At 44.9% G+C, this 15,471-nt stretch carries 13 protein-coding genes; 2 read left to right on the top strand and 11 right to left on the bottom strand.

The genetic code is table 11. From position 1 onward, the window contains the following. Both ACFORK_RS24035 and ACFORK_RS24040 read right to left on the bottom strand, forming a co-directional pair. Positions 1 to 933 carry a helix-turn-helix domain-containing protein gene (locus ACFORK_RS24035; RefSeq protein WP_379203834.1) on the bottom strand — a complete coding sequence of 311 codons (933 nt, stop codon included), beginning with the start codon at positions 931 to 933 and terminating at the stop codon, positions 1 to 3. 22 nt (positions 934 to 955) lie between these two features. Continuing rightward, positions 956 to 1,960 carry a Gfo/Idh/MocA family protein gene (locus ACFORK_RS24040; RefSeq protein WP_379203837.1) on the bottom strand — a complete coding sequence of 335 codons (1,005 nt, stop codon included), beginning with the start codon at positions 1,958 to 1,960 and terminating at the stop codon, positions 956 to 958. Positions 1,961 to 2,167: 207 nt separating this feature from the next. On the opposite strand from ACFORK_RS24040, the gene ACFORK_RS24045 reads away from it, so the two are divergent. After that, entirely contained in the window at positions 2,168 to 3,886 is a 1,719-nt protein-coding gene (locus ACFORK_RS24045) for an alpha-keto acid decarboxylase family protein (RefSeq protein WP_379203839.1), read from the top strand. Between the two features lie 149 nt (positions 3,887 to 4,035). Here the strand turns inward: ACFORK_RS24045 and ACFORK_RS24050 are convergent, their stop codons facing one another. The 9 genes from ACFORK_RS24050 to ACFORK_RS24090 all read right to left on the bottom strand — a co-directional run bounded on the left by ACFORK_RS24050 (position 4,036) and on the right by ACFORK_RS24090 (position 14,085). Next, the gene (locus tag ACFORK_RS24050) at positions 4,036 to 4,623 is read right to left on the bottom strand and encodes a GNAT family N-acetyltransferase (protein WP_379203841.1); all 588 of its coding nucleotides are present in this window, start codon (positions 4,621 to 4,623) and stop codon (positions 4,036 to 4,038) included. A 162-nt stretch (positions 4,624 to 4,785) separates the two neighbouring features. Further along, positions 4,786 to 6,963, bottom strand: coding sequence for a serine hydrolase domain-containing protein (locus tag ACFORK_RS24055; protein ID WP_379203844.1), 2,178 nt, complete (start codon positions 6,961 to 6,963; stop codon positions 4,786 to 4,788). A 21-nt stretch (positions 6,964 to 6,984) separates the two neighbouring features. Continuing rightward, positions 6,985 to 8,061: a DUF5808 domain-containing protein gene (locus ACFORK_RS24060; RefSeq protein ID WP_379203846.1), complete on the bottom strand. Its 1,077-nt coding sequence runs from the start codon at positions 8,059 to 8,061 to the stop codon at positions 6,985 to 6,987. Then, positions 8,058 to 8,459: a GntR family transcriptional regulator gene (locus ACFORK_RS24065; protein WP_379203848.1), complete on the bottom strand. Its 402-nt coding sequence runs from the start codon at positions 8,457 to 8,459 to the stop codon at positions 8,058 to 8,060. The genes ACFORK_RS24060 and ACFORK_RS24065 overlap by 4 nt, the downstream gene beginning before the upstream one ends. 562 nt (positions 8,460 to 9,021) lie before the next feature. Beyond that, entirely contained in the window at positions 9,022 to 9,543 is a 522-nt protein-coding gene (locus tag ACFORK_RS24070; RefSeq protein ID WP_379203850.1) for a hypothetical protein, read from the bottom strand. A 79-nt stretch (positions 9,544 to 9,622) separates the two neighbouring features. Beyond that, on the bottom strand, positions 9,623 to 10,174 hold the full coding sequence (locus ACFORK_RS24075) for a hypothetical protein (RefSeq protein WP_379203852.1): 552 nt from the start codon (positions 10,172 to 10,174) through the stop codon (positions 9,623 to 9,625). 131 nt (positions 10,175 to 10,305) lie between these two features. Next, entirely contained in the window at positions 10,306 to 12,483 is a 2,178-nt protein-coding gene (locus ACFORK_RS24080) for a serine hydrolase domain-containing protein (protein WP_379203854.1), read from the bottom strand. Between the two features lie 512 nt (positions 12,484 to 12,995). After that, positions 12,996 to 13,520 carry a hypothetical protein gene (locus tag ACFORK_RS24085; RefSeq protein WP_379203856.1) on the bottom strand — a complete coding sequence of 175 codons (525 nt, stop codon included), beginning with the start codon at positions 13,518 to 13,520 and terminating at the stop codon, positions 12,996 to 12,998. 82 nt (positions 13,521 to 13,602) lie between these two features. Then, positions 13,603 to 14,085, bottom strand: a complete 483-nt coding sequence (locus ACFORK_RS24090) for a DUF5412 family protein (RefSeq protein WP_379203858.1) — start codon at positions 14,083 to 14,085, stop codon at positions 13,603 to 13,605. A gap of 92 nt (positions 14,086 to 14,177) precedes the next feature. On the opposite strand from ACFORK_RS24090, the gene ACFORK_RS24095 reads away from it, so the two are divergent. Next, complete coding sequence (locus ACFORK_RS24095; protein WP_379203860.1) at positions 14,178 to 15,236, top strand: hypothetical protein; 1,059 nt, start codon at positions 14,178 to 14,180, stop codon at positions 15,234 to 15,236. Positions 15,237 to 15,471: the final 235 nt, after the last annotated feature.

Consider the following 15,471-nt stretch of genomic DNA (forward strand, 5'->3'; position numbering starts at 1 on the left):
TCATTCTCCCTCACTGGTAATTTGCTGTTTCATGTTCCGGTACACTGCAGGTGTCAACCCCATCCGTTTGCGAAAAACGGCATGCAGGTAGTTCGCATTCGTAAAGCCCGCGGCCTGCGCAATCTGCTCTATTGGGTACGTACTCTCTTCCAGCCTACGACATACCACCTGCAGCCGGATGTCCTCCAGAACTTTGCTGAACGGCCGCTTCGGATTCGCCTGATTGAAAATCCGCTGCAACTGCCTGCTGCTGATATTCAGCTTCTCGGCTACGTTGTCCAATGTGACAGCCGCAGAATGGTTCGCTTCCATGTATTGGACAGCATACTCATAACGGTATGTCGACATGTCCCTCACAGGCGCTTCACTGCGAATCTCGCCCGTATCATACGCTCTCGCTGCTTTGATCAGAATGCTGATGACCAGATGCCTAATCGAAGTATAGTAGCCGATGAGCTTCCCGTCGCAGGCAGTATAGGCTTCCAAAAAACACCTCATCGCCTGATGATAATCATATGCCGGTATCAAAGGCAGCGCTCGGAGCTTCGCGACGAACTCCTCTGCTTCCGCAGCCTCCCATGGGTCAACATCCTCCCTCGGCTTCTCTACAATGTCCACATGCAGGCATAGCTCTTCCATGGACTCTTCAGAATCAGCCTCCTGGTAATGCACGACCCCCGGTCCAGTCATATATAACATCCCTTCGGACAACGGGTACATTTGATCGCCGAGAATGACCTTGCCTTTTCCCCTCGGGATAAAATGAAATTCGAATTCGGCATGAACATGGAAATCAATGACCTTGCCTGGTGGAAAAGAGGTCAGGTGAAACCGCAGCACCCGAAGCTCATAATTTCCCCACGGAATACTGAGATCCAGCCGTTCCAGCAGTTCATGCTTCTCGAACATGATCTCGAAAGGAAATCTGTTCATTGTAAGCTTCCTCCCAAAGGCCTTAGGAATCGAGTTCTTCCAGCTTAATCTTACGTCCCTCCTGGACTGAACGGTTCGCCGCTTCCATCAGGCTTGTAAGCTCGGTTGCGATTGCCAGGTTCTCTTCAGCCAGCGTATCCCCCTGAATATGGGCAACCCACTGATGGAAAGCACTCTCCCCGTTATCCGGCAATTCCTGCTCTCTCCATACAGGCGATTCCGGTGAACCGACATTTGTCTTAAGCAGAAGTTTAGCTTCCGGGGTTCCGAACAACAGGGTACCTTCAATGCCATGCACTTCAATGGTAAACGGCGAGTGACTATTCACGAATCCGGCTTCCACCACACCAATTGCACCTGATTCAGTATGCAGGGTAGCCACCGCGTTATCTTCCACTTCTTTACCGGTCACATAGCCAAAGTTAGCGCTTACACCGGTTATTTTCTCTCCCAGGAACAACCGGGTCAGATACATTGGGTGACAGCCCAAATCGATCAATGCACCGCCCTGACATTGCTCTAAATTATAGAAATGAGACGGCAGCCAGTTCGCCGTGGCCCCATTATGAGACAAACGAACTCTGACATATGTGATTTTACCCAGCAGCTTCTGATCGAGAACCTCTTGTATTTTCAATGTATATGCGTCGTTTAGACGCGGCAGCGAGACTGTCAGCTTAACCTTATTGTCGTTAACAGCGGCAAGGATCTGATTGGCTTCCTTTTGCGTGGAGGCGATCACTTTTTCCGTGAAAATATGTTTGCCCGCCTTGGCCGCAGCGATCATAACCTCTTCATGACGATTTGTCGGAGCATCTACAATTACGGCATCAATGTCTTCTTGTGCCAACATTTCATCCAGGGATTCAAAAAAAGGAACATTCAGCTTCGCAGCAGCCTCTGCCCCGCGCTCAGCATCTTCATCCCACACCGCAGCGATAACGGTATCTTCATGCTCTTGGGCTTGTTTGACATAGTCCCAGGCATGAACATGCCAAAAACTGATTTTGCCAATTCTAATGGTCATTTCGCTTGGCCTCCAAGTATATATTATTCTGACATCCACCTATAAGGTATCACATCCTTTGGGCATTTTTAATAGGAATATGCGACACCTACTATATAAAATTACGACACAATTACGAAAATATGATTCTACTCATAAATAGTGAATAACCAGCACTGTTAAGGGAAACTTATACAAAAAATTGAATGGACAGGAAGTGAGCAAGAGATGGGAATCAAAGTAGCGGCTGGTAATTCTAATTCAATAACTGGGACCACTCCAAAGACACTGGGCCAGTATTTGTTCGATTGCTTGAAGCTGGAGGGTATTACCGAAATTTTCGGCGTTGCCGGAGACTATAATTTCACACTATTGGACGCGCTGGAGCAATATAACGGCATCAGGTTTATTAGTGGACGGAATGAATTGAATTCAGGTTATGCAGCGGATGGATACGCAAGAATCAAAGGTCTATCTGCTCTTATCACGACTTTTGGAGTCGGCGAACTCAGTGCCTGCAACGCGATAGCGGGCGCTAACAGCGAGCATATACCGCTGATTCACATCGTAGGTGCACCTCCCGAAAAGGATCAACAAGCACACAAGCTGATGCATCACAGCCTCATGAATGGGGATTTCGACGTCTTCCACAAAGTGTATGATCACATTACAGCTTATACCACAGTGCTGACGCCGGAAAATGCCGAGCTAGAAATTCCTACCGCCATTCGCATTGCCAAAGAAAAGAAAAAGCCGGTATACCTCGTTGTGGCTAATGATTTAGTGACCAAACCGATTATTGCCCGCCAAGAGCCGGTACCGCCGCGTCCAGCATCCAATCTGAAAACTCTTCAGGCAGCAACTGAACATGTCCGCCAGCTACTGGAGCGGGCCCACCGACCGGTCATTCTCGTTGATGTCAAAACAATGCGGTTTGGTCTAGAGATAGCGGTTCGTCGCTTGGCCGACGCCATGCACGTACCTGTTGCGACAATGATGTTCGGCAAAGGGGCATTCGACGAAACCCATCCTAATTATATTGGGATGTACCAAGGTTCTTTCGGAAGTTCTGAAGTTCAAACCACGGTAGAAAATGCAGACTGTATCATTGCGATAGGCATGGTATTGGCAGACAATAACACTGCAAATTTCACCGCGAAGCTGAACCCACTGGTGACCGTCGATATTCAACCGGCGATGGTCAAGGTCGGAGAAGCAGAATATCCGAATGTGTACGCTGCTGACATGCTGCTTGCGTTACAAAAGGCTGGATACAAAGGCCAAGGTTTAGCTGGAAAACCGACATTCCCGTACGACCAAATCACGGGCAGTGCCGATGATCCACTAACAGCGGCCAATTATTATCCGCGCTTTCAGCAGATGCTGCAAGAGGGGGATATTGTGATTGCGGAGACCGGTACATTTTACAACGGAATGGCACAAGTTAGACTGCCGCGCAATGTGACGTATATTGCTCAGGGAGGCTGGGAGTCCATTGGTTATGCCACCCCCTCGGCATACGGTGCCTGTATCGCTGCCCCGGACCGACGGGTGTTGTTATTTACAGGTGATGGCTCCTTGCAGTTGACCGCCCAGGAGATCAGCTCCATGCTTTTTTATGAATGCAAACCTATTATCTTTATTTTGAATAACGATGGTTATACGATCGAAAAATATTTAAATGTCAAAACAGAGGATCAGCAATATAACAAAATTCCGCGCTGGTCATACACCAAGCTGGCCGAAGCTTTTGGAGGCGATGCCCTTACCGTGACTGTTCGGACCTATGGAGAGCTTGACCAGGCGATAATCCAAGCTGAGAAGGAACAGGCCGGAAGACTTTGTATCATTGAAATGATCTCCGCCGATCACATGGACGCTCCCGAGAATATGCGCCAGATGCGCAACTATATGGAGATGCAGGAGAAGCAGCAAAGCCAGAATTAGGATTAGCGGGATCCACGGTAGCCTTTTCTTACTTCGTAAACATGATTAGTTAATTTCAAAATAAGACCGGATAAGCTGCTGAAGCCAGCTTATCCGGTCTCTTCTATACAGCTATTGTGGTTATATCAGGATATAAACATAGAGCCACTTCAAGTAAGGTGGTTAATCTCTTTATGCTTCTCGATATATTCATCTTTAGTTAATCCAAACAAAATAAAATCTAAATATTGACCATTTATATAAACCACTTGCCGACGTACACCTTCTTGAACGCAACCAAGCTTCTGCATCATTTTCGCAGATGCTTCATTCCCTTCAAGAACGTAGTCATTAAATTTATTAAGTCTTCTTTCCAGAAAAGCATATTTCAGAAGGATTTTCATAGCTCTTGTACCATAACCCTTACCACGATACTCTTTATCTATTACTATACCTATACTGAATGTTCCGTTTCTTTCGTCAATGCTATTTAGATTGATCCCACCTACATTTTCACCGTTCAAATTTTCAATTGTAAACATGATTCGCCCATTAGTGGAGGAAAATCCAGCGTTGTCTTCTACAAACTTCTTTGCTTCTGAAATTGTAGGCGGTAATTCAATAGTACATTCTAGAAAACGTCTAGCAGGGGTATCGAATCCACTTAGATACGAACTCTCCCAATCATCAGCCTGTATTGAACGCAATCTAACTTCATCATCTTGCCAATAATAATTTATGTAATCTATATTTCGCATAAACACACCTCCAGGTAATATAAGATCTCTATAAGTTTAACTTAAGAAATTTAAATATTTGGGGTGCTTTTTTATTATAAGTAAACTCTCCCTGATGCCTGTTAGCTGAATAAAGGCAGCCGACCATTTAGATCGACTGCCTTCTTAATACCTATTGCGATGCTACTGCGCCGAAATCTCGAACTTCGCGCCGGCATCTCCGGCGAAAACAATCGTTCCTCCCGCCGGCAGTTCCACCTTATCCTTGCTTCCGATGACACTGAAGTAGGTGCATGCTCCCTTCGCATTATAAACGGCAAAGGAGGCGTTCGCGGACATGTTCACCTTAATGCTTTTTCCCCCGTCTTTGTCACTTATCGTATACCACCTGGCGTATCCGCTGGGCGGAATCGTAACGATTGATTTCTTAGCGACGTAGATAGGCTTCACGGCGTTTTCGTTCACCAAGATGCTTCCACCAATATTAAGGTGCTCAACGCCATTCTCTGTAAAAAACGTATAACCTGAGAGGTCACGCCCGCTCATTCCCGGAATTTGCAATTCGGAGACGGCCGTATTCGGGCCTGTAATTCGCTTATCGAGCACATACCCCGGCAATTGCTTCGACACATTCAATTGGATGATTCCTGTACCCAGATAACCAATCGACGTGTACTTCTCATTCAGCAGATAATATTTCTTGCCGTCACGCTGACTCCATGCTGCTTTTGTCTCTGCTGGTAGATTTGAGGGGAGGAGCTTCTCGGCATTGTACACTGATATAGACATCTGCCCAAGGCCTGGCAACGAAACGTATTGACGAATCCATAAGTAGACGCGGCCGTTCTCCTCGTTCACGAAGCTGATCTTCGCATTCCCGTCTGCACTCCGAAACGTGCCGTCCGCTGAGAACTCGAAGATTTGGGCCGGATTACCGGGTGACTGCTCCGAAGTGATAGACATGACGCCGCCTTTGGTGATATCTACCTTTATCGTTACATTGGTCGCGCCATAAATTCCCGAATACTGCAGCACGGATTCCGGCATATTCCCCTTGACCGGCGCACCGAATGATTTCTCAGGCTTGAATTCGGCTATTGTCCCTTTTTCCTTCAACGCCTGAAGCAGGATTTCGTTCGCCATAAGCCGGTCGAACGTAGCGTTCCCTCCAGAAGTGATAACCGCTGCCGCCAAGTTCTGTTCGGGAAGCACGACGAGCGAAGAGTGATAGAGAATTGTGTCCCCGCCTTTGGTCAGCCCCTTCATCCCGTATTCGCTGAATGGATACAGATTGACGCTGTCCCAACCGAGACCGTAAGCGTAATCGAATGAGGCGGCCGTATCGTCAGGCCACAAAGGCGTCTCGTATTCGTTTTGCGCCATGGCCGCAGCCGATTTTCCTGACAAAACTTCTTCCGCTTTACCTGTAAAAATTTGAGAGAATCTAGCCAAGTCTTCCGCTGTGGAGTAGATGCCTCCCGCTCCGATCACATTGGCTGTCTCGTTCGGAAGTTGTCCTGGGTAGGTGGGATAAAAGAGTCCCGCCATCCTCGCTGTGCTTGGAGAATCAAGTGGCGTCTTCGTATTAGCCATACCTAGAGGTTGTGTAATAAATTTATGAATATATGAGGTAAAGTCCATGCCGCTGACTCGTTCGACCAGAATCTCGGCTAACGTAAATCCGTCATTGCAATAAACCGAATAAGCGCCCGGGGCAGCCTTTAAAGTCTGACCTGCTAATTGCTCCAGCAGTGTGTCGTGGGCGTAAGTATCGTTATCTTCGAATAAAAAAGCATTCGTTAGCGACGATCCATTCAGACCGGAAGAATGATTCAGCAGCATGCGCGGCGTAATCTGCTTGTAGCGTTCATCCTTCATTCTAAACTCGGGGATATACTGAACGACCGGCGTATCCAAATCGATTTTCCCTTGGTCGACCAACTGCATGAGGGAAACCGCAGTAAACATTTTACTCGTTGAGCCGATCCCGTACATCGTGTCTTTCGTGAGCGGCTTTTGTCCCTTCTCGTCATTCTTGCCGGATTGGCCGGATACGACGATGTTGCCATGATCGATAATCGCGTACTGCACGCTATTCGTGCCGTAAGCATTCGTGAGGAGATCTGCCTTCTCCTTTGCAGTTTTCCTGGTTGCTTCGTAGGTGAGCACAGCCTTGTTCGAAGGCGAATCTTTTACTGCCGTTTTCGCAGTTAAAGATACAGCGCCTGACTCGATCACCTCAGATGTATTCGGTGCCACTGCAATGTTGTGCATGTCTGCCAGTGCAGTGTTTTCGCCCCAGGAGGTTAGTAGCAAACACGCGGATAGCACAGCTGCCATGATCCATCGGTTTTTTCTCATTTGAACGCTCCTTCCCAATGTTTATTTGTTTAAAATAGGAAACATAAGGATATATTCAATTACCGGCACAGCCAGGATCGCAGCGACTATGATCTTACTGAGCGGATTGGCCATATTGATCGTCCAGCCGAAACCGTGAATGTTCGGAACGATCAACGCCGGATCTTCTGGGTTCACATAAATGCTGCCGAGCCACTTCCAGTGCCTCTCCTCCATCGACGGAACGTCCCTTACCTGATCAATACCTTTGATTCGCAGGTAAAGCATAACGCCGATCAGTGCCAAGAAGAGTACTGTACAAAGCAGCATACCGGAGAGGAAAAGCAAGTTCTCCTTCCAGCCATACAACGTTATGGCTTGCTCCACCCCTACGAATATAACCATCAGGAGCGAAGCAGTCCAAGTCAGAATGGAATGGATTTTCTTGTGCTTCAACTGTTTTTCCAAAGAACCCTTCCGGTCCTGGGGATCCAGCGATGTCCTGGCTCGCTTGATCACCAGATTATAACAAACGAAAAAGGTGATATTCAGCGCTTGCACGATGTTCAACGCGAACACGGTCCATACGGATTTGTAAAAGTCATGCCTTCCGAGATGCAACCACCCCGGAATCGTATCCCACCTCGCAATAGCAAAGAAAATGCATAACGCCATCACGGCGACATTTGCTGAATACCACCAAGAATTCAGCACCGCTCCATGCGTCCGGCCAATCCCGAGGCTCGCTGCGCGCTTCGTCTGCACGACAACCTCCCAGCCTCTTGCTGCCTTCAAGCGCTCTGCGGACCTTCGGCTGATCCACGTAGCGAAGAAAGACGCAAATATTAAAAGCAAGAGGGCTGTCGTCCAAATTAGGAGACTCCGCACCGGTTGATGACGCACCCATAAAAAGCAAGCGCCTCCGATGACAACCGCAAAACCGCTGGTAAGCAAAGCGTAATTCCGACGAATGACTCGGACGGCCGCGTCCTGCAAGGCCTCAACCGGCAAGACAATGCCGAACAGCAGGGTCCGCAAGCCGATAAAGGCCTGTAAGCTGAGCATCAGCGTAAGCATAAAATAACTGCCGGACATTATGATCATGGCTTCTTGTTTCAACGTTGTTCCCCTCCACGATTTGTAATCATATCCCGGTACACCGATTTGCTCTCCTCTGCGAATGCCTCTTCCGACATGCCCCGCACCGCGGCGGCGGCTGCAAGAGACCGCAGCTGCCGCCTGAGCTTCTCTTCGAAATCCTCCGTCACGCCAGGCATCCCGTCGGGCTGAATGATAACGCCCTTCTTTCGGTGTACTTGGAGTAAGCCCTCTTGCTTGAGCAAATTGTAGGCTTTATTGACGGTGTGGAGATTGATTCCTAAGTCCTCCGCCAAGCTCCGGATCGACGGAAGCGGATCCCCCGGCTGCAAAGCACCAGAAGCGATCCCCTCGATGATTTGGTCAACCAGCTGTGTGTAGATGGGGGTTTCCGATTGCAGATCGAGCTCTATAAACAAAAATATCCCTCCTTATGACAGTTGCTGTGTGTCTTCAAGATGCAAGTGGGGTCGATAATGCTATACAAATGCAAGTCGACCGCAAGTACGTTTGCCTTATGTAATAGAATGAGGGAGTCGAAGTAGTTCTATATCGCATCACCTCCGCATCTGTTATATTACATATATAACACACATGGAAATGATATACAAGATTCCGTTGTAAATTCTTCCATCTTATTTCGTATAATTTTTAATATTCTTAAAGCTTTGAACATAGTGTCACTTGGGTTTGCGTAGGCAATAATACTAAACAATCCTGCGCTTAGTCTAATAAAAAAGGCAGCTGATTTTTATGATCAGCTACCTTGGCAAACTTCTCCTTGTTTGATTCAACTGTCGTTCTCCTTTTGCTCAATGCTTTACTTCGTTTTCGGATGAATCAAATTGTTCTTAAGCGAGGACTGCATGGATTTTATTTGTTATTTCGTTAATGTTGCGGGAAGAAAGTAAAATAACTATAGCCCAATAATTATCGTTGGTAGCATTATGCTTATTGAGCTTTCTTGTTCCGTTAGTTCAATCATTTAACTTCAATAACAAAACCTGCTGATGTACTGCCTTTTGAAAATTTACCATCTTCTGTTGTCCAGACCGCTGAAATCCCATAGTAATAAGTCCCTTGTTCTTTTGGGGCATTAAAAGAGTCATTATTCAAAGGGATTTGTATTGTTGTATTATCGATAAATTGCTCAATATACAACCCATTAGGTGCTGGTTTATAAGCAAAAGAAACTTTAATATCTCTATCAGGTGTTATAGCAGTAGGAGCAACCCCTCTTAACATTGTAATTCCGCCTTCATAATCCGCGCATACACTGCCCCAACAATAACTACTCTGAATAACTGGAATTTGAGTTTGATCTGAAATAACACTTGGTAGAGGTGGGGATTTTTTTATAATTCTAATACCAACGCTCCTAGCGTATCCTTCAAGTCTTGTATTTGCTACAAGGTTTCCTACAAAAGGCGTTAAATAAATGAACACAACCAGTAAAGCTAAAGATCCCGTAACAAGTATAATAAATGCTTTTTTTCGACGCATCCCAAGCCCCTTTAACATAAATATAGGCGTGATTTTACCGTATTGGTTACATCACCTGATTATATTTTGATTCAGATTTTTAATTGATTATTATATTGTTTTCATCATAATAAATTAATTCGGCAGGAAATGTTTTTTTAAAATCACTTGATAGCTTCTCATACTTTACAAACATTTCCTCTTTAGAAACATCCGTTGTAAAACTAACTTCTTCATATACTAATTTAGTAACTATATGATTAATTTTTAAACCAGGATTTTTCCCGATTAAAATTCCATACTCACCTTCATTTGTCCTTATATTTACGTACGATACTTCATTAGTCCCGTATCCTGCTAGTTCAATCTTGTATTTTCCATTCAACCCTTTAATTAAGTGCGAGTATCCTATATCATCATTTTCCAAACGAAATAATGCGATATATGAATTTGAATGATTTACTCGTACAACCTTTATAAGGTTAGCACTAATATGTTCCGTTTTCCCTCTGTTTAACCACTCATTCAAATTAGATTGAATAGATACATTTGCATCTTTAATATAATATTGATTAAAATAATACAATGAATACCCAATACAAAGGACTATTAGCAATAAAGAAAAACAAATCACCTTTTTGACTCTATACATTTAATCACTCCAAAATGTTGAGTTTCAAATTCCTGATATTTCCACCTCCAATTCGTCCAACTTTTCTTGAAGAATCTTCTTTCTTATACGCAGGACTATATCTCCCAAGTTATGAAACTCCTATTGCGACGTTACTGCGCGGAAATCTCGAACTTCGTACCGGCATCCCCGGCAAAAACAATCGATCCTCCCACAGGCAGTTCGACCTGTTCCTTGCCTCCGATGACACTGAAGTAAATGCATGTTCCCTTCGCATCATAAACAGCGAAGGAGGCGTTCGAGGACATGTTCACCTGGGCGGTCTTGCCCCCGTCTTCCTCTTTTATCGTATACCACTTGGCATATCCATCGGGTGGAATCGTAACGGTTGACTTCTTAGCAAAGTTAAAAGGCTTCACGGCATCCTCGTTCACTAAGATGAATCCACCAAGATTCAAGTACTCAACGCCATCTTGTGTAAAGAACGCAAGACTTGAGAGATCACGCCCGTTCAATCCCGGGATTTGCAGTTCGGAGACAGCTGAATTCTGGCCGGTTATTCGCTTATCGAGCACATATCCCGGCAATTGTTTTGACATGTTCAATGGGATGGGCGGCGACACCAAATAATAGATCGATGTATACTTCACATTCAGCAAATAATACTTCTTGCCGTCACGCTGCATCCATGTTTTTTTTGTCTTTTCCGGAAGATTTTGAGGCTGAAGCTTCTCAGCATTGTACATGGATATTGCCCCCTGCCCTAGACCCGGTAACGAAATGTATCGACGAAGCCATTGGTAGGTGCGGCCGTTCTCCTCTGTCACGAAGCTAATCATCCCTTTCCCATCTGCACTGAGGAACGTACCGTCTGACGAATACTCGTAGATTTCAGCTGGATGATCAGGCGATTGCTCCGAAGTGATGGACATGACGCCACTTTTGTTAATATCGATGTTTAACGTCCCAGTATACATACCATAGATTCCCGAATACTCCAGCATGGCCTCTGGCATATCAGCCTTTACCGGAGCGCCGTACGATTTCTCAGGCTTGAATTCGGCAAATATCCCTTTCTCCTTAAGCGCTTGTAACAGGATTCCGTTCGCCAGAAGCTGGTTGCTCGTACTGCTTCCGCCGGAAGAGACGACAGCTGCTGCTATGTCCTGCTCGGGAAGCACGACGAGCGAGGAATGAATGAGAGGCGTGTCCCCGCCTTTGGTCAGTGCCTTTATTCCGTATTCGCTGAAGGGATACAGATTGACACTGTCCCAGCCAAGACCGTATGCGATTGAGTTATCCGCATTGTCAGGCCACAAAGGTGTCTTATACTCTTCTTGCGTCATGGCCGCAGCCGATTTGCCCGACAAGACTTCCTCTGCTCGCCCTGTGAAAATTTGCGAGAATCGAACTAAATCTTCTGCCGTGGAATTGATGCCTCCCGTTCCAATCACGTTAACCGACTGGTTGGGAAGTTGCCCTATGTAAGTAGGATAATAGAGCCCCGCCATCTGCGCTTTGTCCTGAGAATCGAGCGGCGTATTCGTATTGATCATACCTAGAGGTTCCGTAATATATCGATGGATATAAGAGGTGAAGTTCATACCGCTGACACGCTCGACCAGAATCTCGGCCAGTGTAAACCCGTCATTGCAGTAAACCGAGTAAGCACCCGGGTCTGCTTTCAAGGTCTGCCCGGCCAGTTGCTTCAGCAGTGTGTCGTGGGCATAAGTATCGTTATCTTCGAATAAAACGGCGTCTATAAACGATGATCCGTTCAGACCGGAAGAATGATTAAGCAGCATGCGCGGCGTAATCTGTTTGTAGCGTTCATCTGTCATCGTAAACTCGGGGATGTACTGGACGACAGGCGTATCCAAATCGATTTTCCCTTGGTCGACCAACTGCATGACGGCAACCGTGGTAAACATTTTACTCGTCGAGCCGATCCCGTATATTGTGTCTTTCGTGAGCGGCTTCTGTCCCTGCTCATCATTCTTGCCAGTTTGGCCGGATACGACGATGTTGCCATGATCGATAATAGCGTACTGCACGCTGTTCGTATCGTAATTTTTCGTCAGGAGATCCGCCTTCTCCTTTGCAACCTTCCGGGTAATTTCGTATGTAAGCCAAGCTTCATTCGAAGGTGAGTCCATTGCCGCCGTCGGCACGGTTGTTGGGACAGCGATCGGCTCGGTTACCTCAGACGTATTCAGTGCCTCTGCTACGTTCTGCATCTCAGCCACTGGTGTGTTGTCGTCGCAGGCGGTTAACAGCATAAGCAGACACAAGAATAGCATAGCTACGATTTTCCATCGGCTTTTCATCATTTGAATTCTCCTTCCCTAATTTCGATCACCGGAACGGTTATGATAATGACGCAGCCATATGAACAGCAACACCGACGGTTTCTTGGCCTTCGATAGCACTTCAAGGAAAGAGGCGCATTAGCAGCACATCAGCATTAGTGCAAGCGATCATTAAGTATGTGCGATGTTGACATGTAGAAGCAATTTCATTTCGCATCACCCCCATATTTGTTATATTACATGTATAACACTAATGGGAATGATATACAAGATAATATTGTAAATTCCTCCATATTGTTTCGTCTGATTTTAATATTCTTAAAGCTTTGAACTACAGTGTAAAATGAGTTTGCGCAGATAATAGCACTAAACGAACCTGTTCTTAGCCTAATAAAAACGGCAGCTGATTTATGGTCAGCTGCCGTGGCATCCTTATTCAATTTTCCTGCGTATAAGCACAACAAAGGAAAACGATTATTTAAATCGATCGCTTCTCCTAATGCTCTTTTAGTTCTCATATCCCGTAAGTTCAATCATTTAACTTCAATAACAAAAACTGCTGAAGTATCACCTTTCGAAGATTTACCATCATCTGTTTTCCAGAGCGCTCGAATCCAATAGTAATAAGTACCTTGTTCTTTGGGAGCATTAAAAGAGCCCTTATTTAAAGGGATTTGTATTGTTTTATCATCGATAAATTGCTGAACATCCAACTCATTAGGTGCTGGTTTATAAGCAAAAGAAACTTTAATATCCCCTTCAGATGTTATAGCAGTAGGAGTAACCCCCTTTAACATTGTACTTCCCCCTACATAATCCACACATCCTAAATTGCCCCAACAATAACTTCTCTGAATAACTGGAATTTGAGTTTGCCCCGAAGTAACACTGGGTAGCGGTGGGGATTTTTTTATAATTTTAACCCCAACGCTCCTAGCATATCCTTCAAGCCTTGTTTTTGCTACAAGGTTTCCTGCAAAAGGAGTTACATAGACGAACACTACCAGTAAAACTAAAAGTCCCATAGCAAGTATTATAAATGCCTTTTTCCGATACATCCCAAGCCCCCTATAGGCGTGATTTTACCGTATTAGTACTTCATCTAACTTAAGTATGAATTAAACTCCTCTACTCGTCAGTTCAAAAACCAAGCAATTTAAAAATAAGACCCACCTTAATGCCCTCCGCTTGGTAGCAGTTTTCGAAGTTCCCTTTAAGCAATAGACTTCGGCAAGCAGCTCCTGATTCTTCATAGATATCTGTATTTACATTCAAATCAATATTTCTATAGTCATTATATTTAGGACTTTCATTCTTTATAGAAAGGATGTCAGAGGATTTCCAAGATAGCGAAAAATCATCTTTATGGTTACTTGAATATACCTTTTTCTTCTTACCAGTCTGAGTTTGTTCAACCTCGATAATATACATTACCCCACCTGCTGCACCGCCATACTCTAAATAATACGCGTTAGCTTTATATTGACCGTCTGGTGATTCTATGGGATCTAGAAATTGTGTTGCGTTATCAAGGCTTTTGAAATTATAAAAGTACCTATTATAGCCAATTAACAGTAATATACCAAAAATCAATAGTAAAATAATAACATATCTTTTTTTCACACCAAACCTCCAGTGTTGACCGGTCTAATATCACTCAAATATAATATCTGTAATATTCCATATTAATCCAAATGCACACAGGGGGAGAATGAATGACAATTGGTTCTGCACGTTCATTGTTTGATGAGTACTGTCATTTCAAGGAAATCAACCCGCTCGATATGGACGAGACACTATTGATGACTGCCCGGGAACAAGTATTGTCTGACATCGCTTTGAACGGATACACAAAGGAAGCAGTCCGACTAATGCACCGAATCTTGAGCTTCTTAGGTGATGGAGGGTTAAAGGAACGTGAAGATCACTTAAGAGTTTACATGCGTGAACCTCTGGAGCGAGACGAACGGTTTTGGGCTCACTGGGAACTAGTTGATACATTGGCACTATTAAAAAAATGTCAGGAGACAGTAGACGAACAACTCATGTTTCTACATTGGACAAAGGCGAACTGTGAACAAAAAGAATGGCCAGCTGTTATGTTCGATGGTACACAAGCACATTGCTGGGCGTGCGTGAACAGAATGACCGAATGGTTTGACATTTATTACAATATCATCAATTCAATAGAGCCAACTGAAGAGAACCGTAAAAATCGAGCGTCCTATATTAGGACAGCCGGCGAACATTTAGCATTCCACAATAAAATGGATGAAGCAATGAAAGAGTCAGAACGTCTGATGAAAGTCGTGGATGAGTCTGCACAATGGCCAGAGCGGGTTATTTTTTGGCTGGGCGCCACCACAATAAAGCTGGAGGTTTTCCGAAAAAAACAAGATTGGGAAAGCTACGATCAACAGGTACAGCATATTATGGCTCTACTTGAAACGGACTCGCTTGATATCGACAAGAAGAAGTTTATCGCTAATGATCTCGGAGCCTGTCTTTTATGGGCTGGTCGATATCAGCAAGCACAGCCTTTATTCGAATTTATCATAAAACACGGCTCCGGCGGGATCACGCATTATTTTTTGGCAATATGTATCTGGTCATCGAAAAAAGATCGTATGCAAACTCTGCATCATTTGGCCATGGCTGAAAATGAAATCGTCGACAACCTGAACATGAGAGGCCGCTATATTGAAATGTTTAAGGAACAACCAGAATTTTCAGATGTCTGGGATGATCAGGAGTTTATGTCCGTTTTGAAATGATAAAACTCGCATATAGACCTCTTGTGCGACTAAACTAAATATGTCTTTGAAGCTCAACACTACATTCAGATGTTGTTGCAGTGACGTACTCCATATAATTCACAGAGCCGTTAAAGTTCAAATAAGCTTCATAACGCATGCGGATTGCAGGTAAAGTAATCAAATCCAGAACACTTTCCTTGGGAACCCACCTGCACTCGCTCGTTTCATCAGAAGTAGCTAACTCTCCGCCCAC

Source organism: Paenibacillus sp. GCM10012306 (assembly GCF_042649265.1).
Classification (GTDB): Bacteria; Bacillota; Bacilli; order Paenibacillales; family Paenibacillaceae; genus Paenibacillus_AQ.

What these genes read in the sequence shown, in the direction of transcription:
- ACFORK_RS24035 (WP_379203834.1), bottom strand. Translation starts at nt 933, where the DNA reads ATGAACAGATTTCCTTTCGAGATCATGTTCGAGAAGCATGAACTGCTG.
- ACFORK_RS24040 (WP_379203837.1), bottom strand. Translation starts at nt 1,960, where the DNA reads ATGACCATTAGAATTGGCAAAATCAGTTTTTGGCATGTTCATGCCTGG.
- ACFORK_RS24045 (WP_379203839.1), top strand. Translation starts at nt 2,168, where the DNA reads ATGGGAATCAAAGTAGCGGCTGGTAATTCTAATTCAATAACTGGGACC.
- ACFORK_RS24050 (WP_379203841.1), bottom strand. Translation starts at nt 4,623, where the DNA reads ATGCGAAATATAGATTACATAAATTATTATTGGCAAGATGATGAAGTT.
- ACFORK_RS24055 (WP_379203844.1), bottom strand. Translation starts at nt 6,963, where the DNA reads ATGAGAAAAAACCGATGGATCATGGCAGCTGTGCTATCCGCGTGTTTG.
- ACFORK_RS24070 (WP_379203850.1), bottom strand. Translation starts at nt 9,543, where the DNA reads ATGCGTCGAAAAAAAGCATTTATTATACTTGTTACGGGATCTTTAGCT.
- ACFORK_RS24075 (WP_379203852.1), bottom strand. Translation starts at nt 10,174, where the DNA reads ATGTATAGAGTCAAAAAGGTGATTTGTTTTTCTTTATTGCTAATAGTC.
- ACFORK_RS24080 (WP_379203854.1), bottom strand. Translation starts at nt 12,483, where the DNA reads ATGATGAAAAGCCGATGGAAAATCGTAGCTATGCTATTCTTGTGTCTG.
- ACFORK_RS24085 (WP_379203856.1), bottom strand. Translation starts at nt 13,520, where the DNA reads ATGTATCGGAAAAAGGCATTTATAATACTTGCTATGGGACTTTTAGTT.
- ACFORK_RS24095 (WP_379203860.1), top strand. Translation starts at nt 14,178, where the DNA reads ATGACAATTGGTTCTGCACGTTCATTGTTTGATGAGTACTGTCATTTC.